The organism is Pseudochrobactrum mosebachae (assembly GCF_048914685.1).
Classification (GTDB): domain Bacteria; phylum Pseudomonadota; class Alphaproteobacteria; order Rhizobiales; family Rhizobiaceae; genus Pseudochrobactrum.
In genome coordinates this window covers 586,506-603,823 of record NZ_CP128408.1, presented here as the reverse complement: position 1 = coordinate 603,823, position 17,318 = coordinate 586,506, and the positions used below count along the sequence as shown (strand labels likewise).

Here is a 17,318-nt window from a genome sequence, read left to right as displayed (position 1 = left end):
CTATGCAGATCGCAGCAGACATCAGTTTGGTGTAGTGATAACAGTCAATTTACGTGAATATAGATTCTGGTTACGTGAATAAAAAATCTGGAGCAGAGTAGATTATGGCCATTTCCTTCGTGGACAATACTGTTGCACGGCGCGGCCTTATGCTGGTTATTTCCTCACCTTCCGGCGCAGGTAAATCCACCATTGCGCGGTTGTTGCTGGAAGACCGGGAGATGGATCTTTCCCTCTCCGTGAGTGTAACAACACGTCCGCGTCGCGCCAGCGAGATTGAGGGCGTACATTACCATTTCAACACCGTACGTGAGTTTGAACGCTTGCGTGACAGTGATGCCCTGATTGAATGGGCTGAAGTGCATGGTAATTATTACGGCACATTGCGTGAAACTGCTGAAAACGCGCTGGCTGATGGCCGTGACATGCTGTTTGATATTGACTGGCAGGGCGCAGAGCAGCTTCAGGCTAAAATGCCGGCTGATGTGGTGTCGATCTTTATTCTGCCGCCTACCATGAAAGAGCTGCAAATGCGGCTCAACCGTCGTGCGGAAGATACGCCGGAAGTGATTCAGACACGGCTCGACAATGCGCGTTTTGAAATCCAGAAATGGAGCAAATACGATTATATTGTCGTCAATGAAGATTTGAACCGCTCTTATGCAGCTGTGAAGTCGATTGTAATGGCAGAGCGCCTGCGCCGTGATCGCAGACCTGGCCTGTTCGAATTTGTTAACGGCTTAATCGAAGAATAGTATTTGTGCATAGGAAATATCATATTAAAAACCCCCGCTAATTGGCGGGGTTTTTTAATGTCTGATGCATTAGAGCATTTCACTATCAAGTTGATAGGTATGACAATGCAACAATTTTAAAATCTAGAGCGAGCGCTGCCATCCATCCTGAAGATTAATTGCTCTGGCAGCGCATTCAATTTGAGTGATAATGCTTTAAAGCTGATTGGTCAGATGCACAAACTCTTCCACGCTCAGCGTTTCAGCACGCCGTGTGGGGTCAATGCCGGCTTTGTTCAGCAGCGCTTCACCACCAAGCGGTTTCAGGCTCTGGCGGAGCATCTTGCGGCGCTGACCAAAAGCCGCTTGTGTAACGCGCTCCAGTCTGTTGGAGACGCAGACCAGCGGCTCTGCACGTGGTATCATATGTACAACCGCCGAGGTTACTTTGGGCGGCGGTGTAAAAGCCTGTGGCGGCAGATCAAATGCGATTTTAGATTGTGTACGCCAGCCTGCCAATACACCCAGGCGGCCATAGGCGTCACCACCGGCTTTGGCAACAATGCGCTCGGCAACTTCTTTTTGAAACATCAGCGTCATTGAATCATAAAATGGCGGCCACGGATCGCTGAGCAGCCAGCCGACCAGCAATTGTGTGCCGACATTATACGGCAGGTTGGCAATGATCTTCGGCTTTTTTTCACTATCAGGAAACAGGGATGAAAAATCCTGCTCCAGCGCGTCTCCGGCTATGATTTTTAAACGCCCCGGATATTCCGCCGCAATTTCTTCCAATGCAGGCAGGCAGCGCTCGTCGCGCTCAATGGCGGTTACAATGCCGCCTTGAGCAAGAATGGCGCGGGTCAGGCCGCCGGGGCCGGGGCCGACTTCAATCACCGGATGATCCTGCAGATTGCCGGCCTGTCTTGCAATTTTTGATGTCAGGTTAAGGTCGAGCAGAAAATTCTGGCCGAGAGATTTCTTGGCATTTAACTCATGACGCTCAATCACGTCACGCAATGGCGGCAGATTATCAATACTCATTTAGGTGTTTTCTGTCCGTGATGATAGGCAGCCAGTTGTGCTGCCAGTTTGAGGGCGGCAATCAGGCTGTCAGCACGTGCAACGCCGCGACCGGCGATATCAAAAGCGGTGCCGTGGTCAGGCGAGGTACGGATGAAGGGAAGGCCGAGTGTGACATTGACGGTTTCATCAAATGCCAGCGCTTTTGCCGGAATAAGTGCCTGATCATGATACATGCAAATCGCTGCATCATAGGTTGTCAGGGCTTGACGGTGAAACATGGTATCCGCTGGCAATGGGCCGCGAATAATCATGCCTTCAGATTTGAGAAGCTCAATTGCAGGGCGGATAACCGCATCATCTTCATGACCCAGCGCACCGCTTTCACCGGCATGCGGGTTAAGACCTGAGACGGCAATGCGCGGATTACTTATACCAAATCGTGTACGCAGATCATGCTCGGTGATGCGGATTGTTTCAAGGATAGCGTCCGTGGTCAGTTCTTCCGGCACTTTATGCAGCGGAATATGAATGGTTACCGGCACCGCGCGTAGTTGCGGGCCGGCCAGCATCATTACAGGACGCACATCGCGTCCGAGATGACGCGAAGCCAGATGGGCTAGAAACTCTGTATGACCGGGAAAGCTGAACCCTGCTTCATAAAGCGGCTTTTTAGCAATCGGGCAGGTGGTTAATGCGCTAGCCTGTCCGTTCAGTACATAATTTGTAGCCCGCTCAATGGCTTCAATAATACCGGCAGCATTAGCAATTTGTGGTATTCCGGCAGTATCACTTAAACGATTGGCCAGCGGCACCACAGGCAGATAGTGGCAAAAGCGCTGTACTGCTTCATCGGGATTACAGACGCTCAGCGGTATATCAAGACCAAGTTGTCTGGCACGCGCGTTTAACAGTACCGGATCGCCGAGGATGAAAAACGGCGGCAGAGAATGTTTCTCACGTGCCGTCCATGCCGCAAGAGCAATATCAGGGCCGATACCAGAAGGGTCACCAATGCTCAGCGCAATCGGTGTTGAATAGACTGCTATAGGAGCCTCACCATGAAGGGGTAGAGCCATTATCTGATCCGGTTGGTTGCAGCCGGTTCATCGCCGGAAACACATGCAGATGGACACTGTTGTGACAATATGTGTCGTGATTATTGTGGAAGATCAATGATCGCAGCAACACTTGTTCCTGCGATCAGAGGCGATATCAGCGATTGACGATTTTAGCTTTCTCTCGCAATTCTTTAATGTATTTCTTGCTGATTTCTTCAGCTTTCTTTTCCTGATCAGAATTACTGTTAGTACCTTCCATCGAGAAAGTCAGCTGGGCAACACGATCATCAGACACGGTGCGCTTAGCGCAAACCGCAAGAAATTCTACACCTTTATCTGTATCCTGCACTGCGGTCGGGCGACCAACAGCGGTTGCCTTGAGCTGTTTTGACCATTCGGGTGGTAACTGCAATTCCAGATGTCTGCCCAGATCACGCACAGTCACGTCGAGCATACCTTTGGTTTGTGCCCGTGTGGCTTCACAATTGGAAAAACGATTGCGCAAAGCATTGGCTTCCTGACGCCGTTTAGCCATCAAACCACTTGAACGCTGTGCCGCAGGCACCACAAAAATAACCTGCTGTAACGTATATTCACTCGATGAAGGCTTTTTGCCGCCATCTTTTAGCATACGCTGCACGGCATCCTGTTCGCTCATCATACCTTCAGCACGGAAGCGGGCACCGATTGCGCGACTCCAGCCCATCTGTACCATGATAAAGGTTTTGAAATGCTGAGGCGTAATACCAGCCTGATTCATCAGCTGGTTAAGCTGAGCAACAGACATTTTATTACGTGACGCAAAGCTGGCATAGGCTGTTTCAATTTCCTGATTGGAAACCGATATGCCACGTGATTTCATTTCCACACGTTTAAGCATTTCTTCAACCAGCTCGTCTTTAGCCATCTGGTTGAGATTGCCGCTACGGCGCTGCAGCTTCAGAAAAGCCGCGCGATTGGCGATATCGACATTGGTGATCGGATTGCTGTTAACAATAACTTTGATTTCCGCAGCATAGGCAGTGCCGCTCAATCCGGCGCCGCCAAGCGCGGTCAGGGCTACAGTACCTGCAAATAATGCAGCAAAGATATGTTTATTGAATTTCATGCTCATGGTGGTGAGGTTCATACCTTGTTTCCCGTTGCGCGCTTCAGGACGCGATCATCTCCGCAGATCGGAGCAAAAATAGAACAATAAATGATCTGTATTATCACATCCTGTCAGGATTTACATGTCTGTATAAATGAGCGGAAGCATCGAAACAATCTCTCATCTGTCTAAGAATGCAGGAAAACTGCAAATTAAGCTGCAAAAACCTTGATCGGTGCTTCCCATAAACAGCACAATATATGTTTCTGATGAGTATTTTTTGATTGTTACAAATTTATGATATTATTGCGCTTATTTCGGGGCATCACTCAGACGATACAATTCCGGCCCGCTATTGCGAGCCGGAATTTTTATCAGAACTGCTAATTGAAACGCGTCTTTTAAAATGAATCACCGGAACTGATGCTTTGACCAAAATCACCCAGTGTACGGAAAGATATATTGAAGCCAACCGAATGGGAAACTTTGTCCTGCCCCGGGCTGCGGCGCTGAACATAAGCCATGGAATAAGTGAAGCACTCATCATCATAGGCCAGGCCTGTTTGCGCACGTACTAATGTGTCTGAAACCAGGTCATAAGTGCCGGAGCCGAATACACGCCAGTTTTCTTTAAAGCGCGTTGAGGCACGCAGGCTTACTTCCTGACGCGTGTCATTATAACCATAATCAGGCTGCTTGGTGATATATGCATATTTTCCGGACACTTGAACGGTCTTGCCATTGTGGCTGGCTTCAAGCTCACCGCGTTTGATATCAAGATTATCCTTGTCGAAACGTCCGCGTGCTGCAAATGCCAGGCCACTGCTATTGGATATACCCAACATGGCAACATAATCAGAGCGCTTGCCTTCAAGGCCTGAATCTGCACCTGCGCCAACAAAATCGGTTTCGCTGAAGGAGTTAACGCCGCCAAGATGGAACGACTGACCAGCCAGCCCATGAATAGACCAGCTATTATTCAGTGTTCCGGAGTAACGCAGGCCGAGATTGGCGCGGGTACCGCCTTCAATCCTGTCATAACCGGAATATTTATCTCGGGTGAACAGGTTGGTCGCATCAAAAACAAAGCTCTGCGCGTCTTCATTTGGCAACTGACCGGCATAAGGTTCATTGTTGCGAACAAAAATCTGAGCGGTAGGTTCCAGAATTTGTGTCATGCTGGTGGATGAAAACAAAATTGGCCAGCGCAATTCAAGGCCGGCTGTTGCCATGCCGCGGAAAGCCTGAGAACGGACTTCATTTACAGTGCCGAATGTATCCGGCGTATCGATACCGATCGCATCACCACGCAACGCCAGAAGTGGCGTAATAACCAAACCCTGTTCGGAAATGAATGTACGCTTCCACTCAGCTTCAGTGCTCAAACGGCCGCTGGTGCCTTTAATACCGCGCATAAAACGCGCATTCGTGCTGTTAGGTAATGCATCCGATGTCTCGCGATAAATACCTTGAAGATTGCTGGTGATCGTCAGCTCACCGCCATAAACCGGCTCCGGAACCGTATAAAGATAGTCAATGCTTGGCAGGACCCAAGGTTGTTTTGTGTCAACAGCCCTCGAATGGCCGGTTTCGACACTTTCCTGCACTTTGAACTTGTAAAAATTGACATCGAGATGATTGCGACCGGAAATACCCCGCAAATAGACATTGGAGGTCAGGGCTTCACTGCCATAGCCGCTGATTTTATAGGTACGGCTGAAGTTTTTGTCGGTCTGGGCAATAACATCCCAACCGAAACTCCAGCGCGGGTTGATTTTGAAATCACCGCGCGAAGCAACCATCATACGGGTGCGTTCCTTAGCATCAACTGTCCATGAGCTGAACTCACCCGGTTTTAACTGGTAAATACCGGCAACAGTGACACTATAAGTACCATTTTCAAGGCGATGGCGCCACTCGGTCTCACTCAAAAAACCCTGCTTGCTGAGTGCTGTGCCATATGTAGTGATGTCGTAATTCGGAGCCAGGTTCCAGAAATAGGCGCCTCTTACACCGAATCCAAGCTCGTCTTTATAGACAAAACTTGGAAACAGAAAACCGCTCTTGCGCTTGATGCTCGGGTCGGCAATTTCAAAAGCAGGCAGGGCAAACAATGACTTGCCGAACATTTCAAAACGGCCACTTTCAAAACGAATGGTCTTTTTAGTGCCGTTCCAGATGATTTTTTTAGCTTTAACCTGCCAGAGAACCGGTTTCTCCGGATTATCAGCACAGGCGCGGCATGCCGTATAGGCGCCATTATTGAATGTGGTGATTTCACCGCCACTGCGTTCGGCGCTTTCAGCAGCAAAACGGGTGTCGTCGGTGGTTTCTACACGCAAACCATTGACGAAGCCGTCACGGAAATCATCCGTTACGTCCATTTCGTCTGAATAAATCTTGTTGCCATCACGTTCGACAATTTCAACATTGCCTTTAGCAACCATGCGCTTGGTCGCCTGATTATATACGACCTGACGGGCAACAAGACGGTTGCCGTCATATTCAATCTGTACATTGCCGGCAGCAGTAACGGTGTTTTGGTCGCGGTCAACAATCAGATTGTCAGCCTGCAATAACATTTTAGCGTCAGGATTGGTTTGATATTGACTGCCGAATTCACTTCCCGGCACCGCATCCTGACTAAAGGCTGCAGTGGACAAGGACATCATCACAGAGGTGGAAAAAATGCACGCAAGAGCTGTCCCGCGCGCGAGGCGCGTGAGGTACTCAGATACTACCGTGCGGGGGCTACTCAATCCCACTAACCATCCTCCTTATGGAGCAAAAAGGAGATTCCAAAAAATGTTGCAATCAATACCGGAACCCAAGCCGCTACAAATGGCGGCACGAATCCTGCCGTACCAAAGGCTTTGGCAAGTACTGTTACGACATAAAGCATGAAGCCTGCAATGATGCCACCCAGAATCATAGCGCCGGACTGACCTGAACGCACAAATTTTAATGATACTGTTGCAGCAATCAGCGTCATCGCCATCAAAAGAGCAGGCAAAGCCAGCAGAGACTGGAATTGCATTTCAAATGCTTTGGCGGAGAAGCCGAAAGAGCGGGCTACTTCGATCTTGCGAGGTAAATGAATGAATGGAACCGTTTCGGGTGAAGATAATTTTTCTTCGACGAATTCCGGCTTTAGCTGGGTTGGAATTCGCATGGATAAAAGTTCTTTAGGTTCCTGCCCCTCAACAATATGGGTCACATTGGTCAGGTTCCAATAACCGTCTTCTAACTGGGCGTCACGGGAATCATAACGTTCTTTGATGGTTTTATCTTCGTTGAATACGAAGAAGCTGACATCAGTCAGATGCGTGCCTTGAGAAAGAATGCCTTTAGCGCCGATAATGGTTTCGTGATCACCGGATTTCTGCCGCAGCCACGGATCGCGGATTGCAGAAATCGTATTCACATTGCCATTGCGCCATTGAGTGGTGATTTCTTCTGATTTGGCAAAGCCATAGGCTGCCAGCGGATTGACAATAAAAATAGTCAGCAAGCCAAACAAAAAAGCACCGAAACAAGCTGGCAGCAAAAACTGCCATGCTGAAACGCCTACAGAGCGCGCAATCACCAGCTCATAGCTGCGGTTCAGCGCGATCAACGTTGCCATGGCCGAAAACAGCGCCACAAACGGAATGATCTGCTGCATGATAAACGGAATACGCATGGCCGACAGGCCCAGTGCTGCCCATACAGTATAATCGGGCAGGGCGGCCAGTTTGCTGGCGTTTTCAGTAAAATCCAGCAGCAGTGAAAGTGCGAAAATACCGAGCAGAAAAAAGAAAGTGGTTTTCACATAGCGCATGAAAAAATAGCGTCCGAGTGTCCAGCCGATCATGAGCGGTCTCCTGACATTGTCTTTTTGCCGCTGAGGCGCTCATAAATGGCGCGGATACGCTTGGTGAAAGACTCGGTTCTGTCTTCTATCTTATCGCTCCATGATGAGGGCAGGCTCAGCGAGCGTCCGCTGAACAAAGCGTAAAGGCACAGCGCAATGACTCCAAACGGAATCAAATACATAATAACAATATAATTGGCATCTTTTTCTGCGCGGTCAGAAACAAAATACCCGCCCCAATAGACCAGCAGTGATAAAGAAATGGCCGAGAAAGAGGCTGAAACCCGTGCTTCGCGATGCGATCGCGCATCGCCAGCCAGTACAAGAGCAATCATGGCAAAGACAAGCGGATAGAGCCAGTTTGTCAGGCGTTTATGCAGTTCCGCGCGATATTGCAGCGGTCTGGTTTGAAAAACCGGGTCATTCTTGTCGGGATTGATCAGGTATGACAGATGGCGATCTTTGGCATAAAGCACCATATCACCGGTGGAATCAGTGAACTGGCTGAGATCAAAAGCATATTGATCAAATTTGATGATCGATACATTGCCGGTTTTAACATCACGGCGTTGTATTTCACCCTCATTCATCAGCAGAATATCATTACCGTTATTATTGGCGATAGCGCCGTTCAGTGCATAATAAATCAGATCAGTGTTCGGATCACGGGCATCAGCAATAAACATGCCGCCAATGCTGCCGTCAGGCTTACGCTCGGCAATCTGCACATAGAGATTGTCTGAAAGCTTACGGAAGCTGCCTTCCTGTACCACAACATTTAAAAGATCCGCGCTCGCATCAGCCAGCATTGAACGCATATTATAGCGCGCATAGGGGTCTACGAAATTGGCGACCAAAAAGGAGGTGATGGATAATGTTGCGGCAAGGATTAAAATGGGGCGGATAACAGCGGTGCGCGGGCTGCCGGAGGCATTGATAACCACCAGCTCGGAATCCTGATTCATGGTTGAAAGTGTCTGCGTAATCGCAATCACCAGTGCAAAAGGCATAACCAAGGGAATAACTGAAGGAATGAACAGTGAAAAAAACTGGATAGCAGTCGCCAGAGACTGCCCGCTGGATGTCAGGAAGTTGATGCGCTGCAAGACCTGAACCGTCCATGTAATGCCGATGGCTGCGAAAAACACAGCCAGAAACATTATTCCTACACGGCGCAGGATGTATCGCTCAATCAGTTTCATAGGCTGAAATATATCCTGAACCCTGGTTAAACCCTGCCTTTAACGGGCTGAATCATGCTGCTGAATTTATCATAAAATTTGCTTACACAAACTTATGATTGAAGATCTATAGCCGCTTAACTAAGCCAAGCAAACGTCTGTCATATTATTAGTGTTTATCATAAAGCAGTCTTGGCTAAAAATAGGGAAAGAAATTAGGTTAACAAAACACTTATTCGTCAGAACGGGTAATTTATATCTTGTGGTTTAGCCATGATCGCGCCACACAATGATTAAGTTATGCGACTCTTTTTATCTATTGGAGTGATTATGTCTAAAAATCCAGTCATCAAGTTCACTACTTTTTCAGAAAAGCTGAAAAATGTTGTGATCATTCCCGTGAGCAAAGACGGTTCTGTAGCCGAGCAGGCACAGCATGTTGGCGGTGAAGGTTTTGTTGCGGGTCTGATTGCGAAAGCCGCATTCAAGGGCAAACTTGGTGCTACCCTCGATACTTACCTTGGTAATGATGCCGGTGCAGAACGTTTGATTCTGGTTGGTATTGGCGATCCTGCCAAGTTGAAAAATGATGACTGGCTGAAAATTGGCGGCGCTGCCTTTGGCAAAATCGGCAAATCCGGTGAAGCCAATGCCATTCTGGCTGTGGACGGTCTTGAAGTTTCTGCGGATGCAGCGGCAGAATTTGCGCTGGGTGCACAGCTGCGTGCCTACCGCTTTGATAAATATAAGACCAAGAAAAGCGACGACAAAACTGATGCCAAAGACATCAAGCTGACATTGAATGTTGCGGATGTTGCTGCTGCTGAAAAAGCCTATGGCGCTATGGCCGAGCTTGGTGAAGGTGTGTTGCTGGCACGTGAGCTGGTGAATGAACCCGCCAATGTTTTGGGACCGGTAGAATTTGCGGCGGAAGCTGAGAAGCTCGAAAAGCTCGGCGTTAAAATTACTATTCTGACCGAAAAAGAAATGAAAAAGCTCGGTATGGGCTCATTGCTTGGTGTGGCTCAGGGTTCTGTTCGTCCGCCACGCCTTGTGGTGATGGAATGGAATGGCGGTAAAGCCAAAGACAAGCCGGTTGCCTTTGTGGGTAAGGGGGTTGTGTTTGATACCGGCGGTATTTCCATCAAACCTGCACTGGGTATGGAAGAAATGAAGGGCGATATGGGCGGCGCTGCTGCCGTTACCGGTCTGATGCGTGCACTGGCTGGCCGTAAGGCTAAGGTGAATGTCGTTGGCGTGATCGGCCTTGTGGAAAACATGCCTGATGGCAATGCGCAGCGTCCGGGCGATATTGTCACCTCAATGTCGGGTCAGACGATTGAAGTGATCAACACTGATGCTGAAGGTCGTCTGGTGCTGGCCGATGCGCTGTATTACACCGCAAAAACGCATAAGCCACGCTTTATGATCAATCTTGCAACATTGACCGGCGCAATTATTGTGGCACTGGGCACACATCATGCCGGCCTGTTCTCGAATGATGATGAGCTCGCCGGACAGCTGTTTGATGCCGGACAGAGCAGTGGTGAGAAGTTGTGGCGTCTGCCGCTGACCAAGGAATATGACAAGATTGTTGATTCCAAATTTGCGGATATGCGTAACTCCACAGGCCGTCATGCCGGATCGATCACGGCCGCACAGTTCCTGAAACGCTTTGTTGGCGATACGCCTTGGGCACATCTGGATATTGCCGGCACTGCGATGGATAGTGCAGCTAATGAGTATAATGAATCATGGGCTTCAGGTTTCGGTGTACGTCTGCTGGATCGTCTTGTGCGTGATCATTACGAAGGCTGATAAGCCTTACAAGGCTGGATAATATGAATGAGGCCGGTGTTCGCACCGGCCTTTTTTATTCGGTAATACCGCTCAAATGCTGCCTGATGGGTATCTACTCACCTTAAATTGAATAAGGCGGTCATATTTCAATTACAATGTTAAAGAATATATTGTTAAACTAATATGTAGTTTTTATGAAGGTTTTACCACCTGTCTCTAAATGACGTGTATCAGCAGCTGCTGAAGCTGTGCTGAGTGTGGTTAAGCAAACTTATTTGGATCTGTCTGTGTTTCAATCTTTTCATTCCCGTCGGTTTATTGTGCTGTCATTGATTTTGCTGGCCGCAAATGCGCTGTTCTTTTATGCCGTGACCGATCTCAATAATCTCGTCGCTGAAATGAGCGAGGATGGGTTAATCGAAAATGTGCAGCTTTTGTATCTGGCGCTGGCAGCAGTGGCATTTTTGATCGGCGGATTGCGCGCGGAAGGTCCGGCGCGGATGTTTGCTGTCGGTATGGCAGTGCTGATGGTGATATTCTTTTTCCGTGAACTGGAAGTTGAGCCGACAGGGCCTCTAAGCAGTTATTTTAAATCCCATGCATTTCGCTGGCATGAGGCAGCATTGGTTATTGCTTTTGCCGGTGTCTATATTTTCCGTCGGGCATATTATGTCCGTCCGGTTCTTCAATTTGTTTTCAGCCGTAAAGCATGGCCGTTTTATCTGGCCGCAGCCTTGATTGTTCTGGGTGAGGTTTTTGAAAAGATGCACGGCTTTGCCTATAATGAATTTGCAGAAGAGGTGCTGGAAAGTCTGAGCTACTTGCTGTTACTCTGCCTTGGTATGCGTAGTATTGTTGCCCCGCAAAGCCAATCGGCAAGTAGCCTGAGCTAAGCGCTAGATTTGTGGCTGATCGTCCTGCACTGGTTTTCACAAGTCTTGAATTTAATGTATGAAACGGCCTGTCTGATCGACAGGCCGTTTTGTTTCTGGTTTAAGGTTCTTAAAGTAATTTAATACAAGACATGCGAGGTAAGGAGCAGTTCGCTCCATTCATTGGCTGATGGCGGAAATCCTGTTTTATCATCTGACGGAATCGGTGCTGGATGAGGCACTGCCGGGGCTTGTTGATCGCTCTCTGGAACGCGGCTGGCGGGTGGCTATCCAAATGACCACGCAAGAGCGGCGTGATGAGCTCGATCGTTTGCTATGGACATGGAGCAATGCTTCCTTTCTTGCCCATGGCACCGATGCCCAGCCTTATGCGGAGCACCAGCCTGCCTTTTTAACGGTCACAGATGCCAATCCGAATAACGCAACGGTGCGCTTTGTGGTTGAGGGCGCACCGGTTACTGCGGCCGAAAACTATGAGCGTCTGGTGGTGATGTTTGACGGCCATGATGCCAGCCAGCTGGCAATTGCGCGTCAGCAATGGAAAACGTTGAAGGCAGAGGGGCATCAACTCACCTATTGGCAGCAAAATGCCGACCGCCGCTGGGAGAAAAAAGCATGATGCGCATGATCTGTATTGTGTTGTTTGTGATTGGGCTCGGCACAGGCGTGCTTTGGCCCTGGGCGCAACGCCATTTTGGCGGTGAAGAAATTGGCACTTGGGTTCTGTATCAGCGCGATGGTGGTTACCAGAGCGCGCGTGTTACCTTGAAGCCTGAAGATGCACCGCTGCGTATTTTTGTCGATGCCACACCGATGCAGGGCGCAACCAGCGGTCAACGTGCATCAGTACTGAATCTGGCTGTGAGCCGTGATGGTGTGCCGGTGCTGGCCGAGCGTCTGAGTTATAGTCCCAAAAGTGGTAATGAGCAGCGTGACCAACCGCAAAGTGGCGCGCCGATCCGTCAGGATGCTCCGGATATGGAAACAGTGCAGGCAGGAAACTATGAATTCAGTGTGCGCAGTGTGGAAGACGGCTTGTCGCTCACGCGGGCCGATCTGGTGCTGCGGCGCGGTGCGCCACCGGTCAATGAGACAATCACCAGTGCCGGTCTGGTGGCCATGATTGGCGGGCTATATGGCTTTATGCGCTTACGCCGCCGCCAAAAATCCTGATGTAAAAACAGCCCTCAATCCAAAAGATTTGCGGGCTGAATATTAAGCGCAATATTTATACAGCAGCGATGTAAAATTTTGGCATTGTCATAGCTATCAAGTTGATGAAATTTGATAGTGAAATGCTTTAGCCAGCCATCGCCTCTTCATATTCTGACGTCAGCGCCAGCCATTTTTCTTCAGCATCATCAAGCTTTGATTCCGCTGTTTTCAAATCAATGTTCAGCTGCACAGATTTCTGCGGATCCTGACTGTACAGGGCAGGATCTTCCAGTTTGGCCTTGATAGCTTGAATCTCTTTCTGCAGTTTTTGAACTAACTGATCGGAATCATTAATTTTTTTCTGCAAAGGCTTAAGCTGTTCGCGTTTTTGTGCGGCAAGCTTACGCTGGTCAGCCTTCGAAATTTTCGGGCCGGCATTAGCCGGTGCGGCCGCTGTAGCTGTATCAAATGTGCTGTTTGGCGAGCTTTTATCGCTCAGTACCATTGAGCGGTAATCATCAAGATCACCATCATAAGGCTGCACAGTGCCATTGCGAACCAGCCATAACCGTTCCATCGTTGCCTCGATCAAATGACGGTCATGGGCGATGAGGATAACGGCACCTTTAAACTCGTTCAGCGCATGCACCAGTTCCTCGCGGCTGTCGATATCCAGATGGTTGGTCGGCTCATCAAGGATCAGCAGATTTGGGCCATGGAAGGTCGCAAGTCCCATCAGCAAACGTGCTTTTTCACCACCGGAGAGCTCCTTGGCGGAGGTCATCATCTTTTCGGTCGCCAGCCCCATCTGGGCAACGCGTGCGCGCACTTTGGCTTCAGTGGCGTCAGGCATCAGCTTGCGCACATGCTCAATCGCATTGTCTTCCGGTATCAAATCATCGAGCTGATGCTGGGCAAAGAATGCGACCTTCAGGGCAGGCGATAATGTCAGCGAGCCGGTTTCCGGTTCCAGACGGCCTGAAATCAGCTTGGCAAGCGTGGATTTACCATTGCCGTTCGAGCCGAGCAGTGCAATGCGGTCATCATTATCAATACGCAAGGACAGATTGCGCAAAATAGCTTTGCCCGGCTCATAGCCGACATCCGCATTTTCCAGCGCGATAATCGGTGAGGCAGCTTTTTTATCCGCTTCAGGAAAACGAAACGGCTGCACATGCTCATCATAATGGGCAGAAATCGGCTTCAGCTTTTGCAATGCTTTCAGGCGTGATTGTGCCTGCCGGGCTTTCGACGCTGTGGCACGGAACCGCTCAACGAAGGATTCCATATGCTTGCGATGTGCGTCCTGCTTGACACGCTGTTTCTGCTGCAATTCCAGCATTTCAGCACGCAACCGTTCGAACTGGTCGTAATTACCGCGCCAGAAGCTGAGTTTCTTGTTTTCAAGATGCATGATCGAGGTGGTTGCCGAATTGAGCAGGTCGCGATCATGGCTAATGATGATAACAGTGTATGGATAGCGCTTGATATAATCGATCAGCCACAACACACCTTCAAGATCGAGATAGTTGGTCGGCTCATCGAGCATTAACAAATCCGGCTGGGCAAACAGCACAGAGGCCAGCGCCACACGCATACGCCAACCGCCGGAGAATGACGAGGCAGGGCGCAATTGCGCTTCATTATCAAAGCCGAGACCAGACAGGATGGCACTGGCACGCGATTCCGCTGAATGCGCTTCAATATCTGCCAACCTGATATAAATTTCGGAGATACGCTCGGGATCGGTTGCGGTTTCTGCTTCTTCCAATAGAGCAAGGCGCTCTTTATCGGCTTTCAGCACGATCTCGATCAGAGATTCCTCAGTACCCGGCGCTTCCTGCGCAACCTGTCCGATGCGCGTATTGCGCGGCATCGAAATATCGCCGGTATCTGACGCCAGTTCACCGGTAATAACCTTGAACAGCGTTGATTTGCCGGTACCGTTACGGCCGACAAAACCGGTCTTGGAGCCCGATGGCAGCGTTACGCTGGCATGGTCTATGAGGACGCGTCCGACCATGCGGACGGTGATATCATTAAGGATCAACATGAACGGGTTTTTGCACGGGATAGCAAGATTGTGCAAGAGGCAAACAGTGCCGGACAGATGAAGTTTTGATACAGTTGCACTATAAGATCAGATTTGGCTGATACTCGTTGGTGCTTTTATCGATCTCAGGAGAACCGGCGACCGGCTTCCGATTTCTGAAAACTCATCATGTCGAGCACCGGTGCTTCACGCTTGAGCATGGTGAGCGCTGCATAAACCTGCCCGCGGTTAAATGTCTGATGGTTAAACAGATGCGCAAGGGCAGGGGCAAGCCGCTGGCTGATCGTGCGCATATCGCTCATATTATGAAAAACAAAACGACCGGCCACATCGCTTGGTGAGAGTCCTTCGATCCATTCAAAAATACGGGCGTCTTCCTGAATACGGGCAATGCGCAGATCAGAAAGCGCAAGATACAGAATGGCATCCGGCGATTTAGGGTGATCACCTTCACCAGTAAAACGCTTCATCCACAACCGGTCATTGCCAAGCACATGATTAAGTGTGGCATGGACAGACTTGTAGAACAGTCCCGCATCCTGCCGGTATTCACTTTCGCTCAATGTCGCCACAGCATCGAAAAGCTGTTTGTTGGCCCAGCCATTATAGGCAGCAAGCATCTGAAAATGTTGCTTCATCATTGAGCTCTCGTCAAAAACCGTGGATAGATCATAGGGTAATTCATATTCTGATTATGGCCTTGAATGGTCAGAATCGCTGATTGGCTGCGTGTTGCGTTAACTATAACCTGTCTGGGTTATGAAAGCAGGTTAAAAAGCTTTATTATCAGGCGGTTGTCATTTTTCTGCACAATTGGCCAGGTATAAAACGCTGCGAATGACGGCGTGCCTCGTGGCAAACATATCGCCTGTCGTAAACAGCCTCTTGGCAAAAAGCTGTTCTAACGCTATAGAACGGCACCTTTCCTCAAAATAGTTACAGGATTACCGATGGCCATCGAACGTACTTTTTCCATGATCAAGCCTGATGCAACCAAGCGCAACCTGACCGGTGCAATCACCGCCAAGCTCGAAGAAGCTGGTCTGCGTATCGTTGCTTCCAAGCGCGTTTGGATGAGCAAGCGCGAAGCTGAAGGCTTCTACGCAGTGCATTCAGAACGTCCTTTCTTCGGTGAACTGGTTGAAACCATGATTTCCGGCCCAACCATTGTTCAGGTTCTGGAAGGCGAAAACGCCATTCTGAAAAACCGCGAAATCATGGGCGCAACCAACCCAGCCAATGCAGACGAAGGCACAATCCGTAAGTCTTTCGCATTGTCGATCGGTGAAAACTCGGTTCACGGTTCAGATGCTCCTGAAACTGCTGCTGAAGAAATCGCTTATTGGTTCTCCGGCACCGAAATCGTTGGCTAAGTTTAAATTTTTGCTCAACGAATTGAGACAAGAAAATTAAGACAAGAAAAAAGGCGCTGCAATGATGCAGCGCCTTTTTTATATGGAATCTTGAGCGGAAAATCAGGTGTTATTGGCAAGCCTTGCCAGTTCCAAGCCTTTTTCACCCAGCAAATAAAGTTTGCCATCAGTGATGGTAAATGCCCGCGATTGTTTGAGGACATCAAGAAACTTGGTTTCCTGATCCATCAGCGCAGGCGGGCACTGCATGAAGGTGGAGCCGATTGTACCAAAATTAATGGTATCACCGGTAATGGTCGCTTTTCCGAAATAGCGGTTGCAGCCACCGGAGCCTGAAACATCACCATTCGGCGCAATGCTCAATGTGGTCTGCGCGGTATCAATAACACCGGCACCACGAATATCTTCTGTGAGCCATTCATGATTTTCCAATGTCAGCGGTGCCTGAACTGCCGTGTTTTTACGCACATTCACAACCCGAATTTCATATGGTGCATCAAATTTTTCCGGATTGAACTCATGGCGCGTATCATTGATAAACCACAGCGTATCACCGGCATTAATACGTGCCTGCAATGCATAAGTATGGTTGGCAATCAGTTTGGACGGATCAAATTTAAGCTCAAACGGAATAGGCGCTGATTGCAAATGGCTGATCTGCTGTTCAGCGATCACTTGTGCAGGCGCATCTGCCAGCGAAACATCCAGCAGCTGAATATTCAGGCTGGCTTCCGGCGGAAGAGCGATACGCTCCCGATACATGACGCTGCCGCGTATGCTTTTTTCAGACGCAATGCTCTGCGTCGGCATGGCTGAGGAAAGGAGCATTGCGCTACTGCCGAGAACGGCCAGACCTAATAAAGATGCTGCAATAATCCGAGCTTTACCAATCAACATATTTTGTCCTGTTTTTGCAATATCAGAGAACAAGCCTATTACTGGTTATATATTACCGGTGAATGACTAATAAATTGTCATTTACCTTAAAATTTAACCTTAGCCTGTTTTTGCATTGCGAAAGCCGCCTTAAGGCAGCCGGAATGTGATCTTCACACCTGTTATCATGTAAACTATGTACGGCTCCCTATACTGAGTGAAGCTG

At 49.1% G+C, this 17,318-nt stretch carries 15 protein-coding genes; 6 read left to right on the top strand and 9 right to left on the bottom strand.

Going from position 1 to position 17,318, the window contains the following annotated elements; genetic code table 11:
• The first annotated feature begins 104 nt into the window (after positions 1–104).
• A complete protein-coding gene (gene gmk, locus MP213Fo_RS02850) occupies positions 105–755 on the top strand; it encodes a guanylate kinase (RefSeq protein WP_421090179.1) in 651 nt (216 codons plus the stop codon).
• 195 nt (positions 756–950) lie between these two features.
• On the opposite strand, the gene rsmA is transcribed toward gmk, so the two are convergent.
• From rsmA to lptF, 6 genes are all read right to left on the bottom strand, one after another.
• Positions 951–1,778 carry a 16S rRNA (adenine(1518)-N(6)/adenine(1519)-N(6))-dimethyltransferase RsmA gene (gene rsmA, locus MP213Fo_RS02845; protein WP_421090178.1) on the bottom strand — a complete coding sequence of 276 codons (828 nt, stop codon included), beginning with the start codon at positions 1,776–1,778 and terminating at the stop codon, positions 951–953.
• A complete protein-coding gene (gene pdxA / locus MP213Fo_RS02840) occupies positions 1,775–2,836 on the bottom strand; it encodes a 4-hydroxythreonine-4-phosphate dehydrogenase PdxA (RefSeq protein ID WP_421090177.1) in 1,062 nt (353 codons plus the stop codon). Before pdxA ends, rsmA begins: the two co-directional genes overlap by 4 nt.
• A gap of 136 nt (positions 2,837–2,972) precedes the next feature.
• On the bottom strand, positions 2,973–3,926 hold the full coding sequence (locus MP213Fo_RS02835; protein WP_421090983.1) for a peptidylprolyl isomerase: 954 nt from the start codon (positions 3,924–3,926) through the stop codon (positions 2,973–2,975).
• 383 nt (positions 3,927–4,309) lie between these two features.
• Positions 4,310–6,673, bottom strand: coding sequence for an LPS-assembly protein LptD (locus MP213Fo_RS02830; protein ID WP_421090176.1), 2,364 nt, complete (start codon positions 6,671–6,673; stop codon positions 4,310–4,312).
• The gene (lptG, locus tag MP213Fo_RS02825; RefSeq protein WP_421090175.1) at positions 6,673–7,761 is read right to left on the bottom strand and encodes an LPS export ABC transporter permease LptG; all 1,089 of its coding nucleotides are present in this window, start codon (positions 7,759–7,761) and stop codon (positions 6,673–6,675) included. Before lptG ends, MP213Fo_RS02830 begins: the two co-directional genes overlap by 1 nt.
• Complete coding sequence (gene lptF, locus MP213Fo_RS02820; protein ID WP_421090174.1) at positions 7,758–8,963, bottom strand: LPS export ABC transporter permease LptF; 1,206 nt, start codon at positions 8,961–8,963, stop codon at positions 7,758–7,760. Before lptF ends, lptG begins: the two co-directional genes overlap by 4 nt.
• 309 nt (positions 8,964–9,272) lie before the next feature.
• Between lptF and MP213Fo_RS02815 the strand changes: the two genes are divergently transcribed.
• The 4 genes from MP213Fo_RS02815 (at position 9,273) to MP213Fo_RS02800 (ending at position 12,808) form a co-directional block, all read left to right on the top strand.
• Positions 9,273–10,760, top strand: coding sequence for a leucyl aminopeptidase (locus tag MP213Fo_RS02815; protein ID WP_421090173.1), 1,488 nt, complete (start codon positions 9,273–9,275; stop codon positions 10,758–10,760).
• 269 nt (positions 10,761–11,029) lie between these two features.
• Positions 11,030–11,635 carry a hypothetical protein gene (locus MP213Fo_RS02810; protein WP_421090172.1) on the top strand — a complete coding sequence of 202 codons (606 nt, stop codon included), beginning with the start codon at positions 11,030–11,032 and terminating at the stop codon, positions 11,633–11,635.
• 169 nt (positions 11,636–11,804) lie between these two features.
• Complete coding sequence (locus tag MP213Fo_RS02805) at positions 11,805–12,254, top strand: DNA polymerase III subunit chi (protein WP_421090171.1); 450 nt, start codon at positions 11,805–11,807, stop codon at positions 12,252–12,254.
• Entirely contained in the window at positions 12,251–12,808 is a 558-nt protein-coding gene (locus MP213Fo_RS02800; RefSeq protein ID WP_421090170.1) for a hypothetical protein, read from the top strand. The genes MP213Fo_RS02805 and MP213Fo_RS02800 overlap by 4 nt, the downstream gene beginning before the upstream one ends.
• Positions 12,809–12,935: 127 nt before the next feature.
• Here MP213Fo_RS02800 and MP213Fo_RS02795 read toward each other — a convergent pair whose 3' ends face one another.
• Positions 12,936–14,843, bottom strand: a complete 1,908-nt coding sequence (locus tag MP213Fo_RS02795) for an ATP-binding cassette domain-containing protein (RefSeq protein ID WP_421090169.1) — start codon at positions 14,841–14,843, stop codon at positions 12,936–12,938.
• A 125-nt stretch (positions 14,844–14,968) separates the two neighbouring features.
• A complete protein-coding gene (locus MP213Fo_RS02790; protein WP_421090168.1) occupies positions 14,969–15,481 on the bottom strand; it encodes a DinB family protein in 513 nt (170 codons plus the stop codon).
• Between the two features lie 312 nt (positions 15,482–15,793).
• Here MP213Fo_RS02790 and ndk point away from each other — a divergent pair, with 312 nt between their 5' ends.
• Positions 15,794–16,216, top strand: a complete 423-nt coding sequence (gene ndk / locus MP213Fo_RS02785; protein ID WP_421090167.1) for a nucleoside-diphosphate kinase — start codon at positions 15,794–15,796, stop codon at positions 16,214–16,216.
• A 102-nt stretch (positions 16,217–16,318) separates the two neighbouring features.
• Here the strand turns inward: ndk and MP213Fo_RS02780 are convergent, their stop codons facing one another.
• Positions 16,319–17,113: a YbaY family lipoprotein gene (locus MP213Fo_RS02780; protein WP_421090166.1), complete on the bottom strand. Its 795-nt coding sequence runs from the start codon at positions 17,111–17,113 to the stop codon at positions 16,319–16,321.
• Positions 17,114–17,318: the final 205 nt, after the last annotated feature.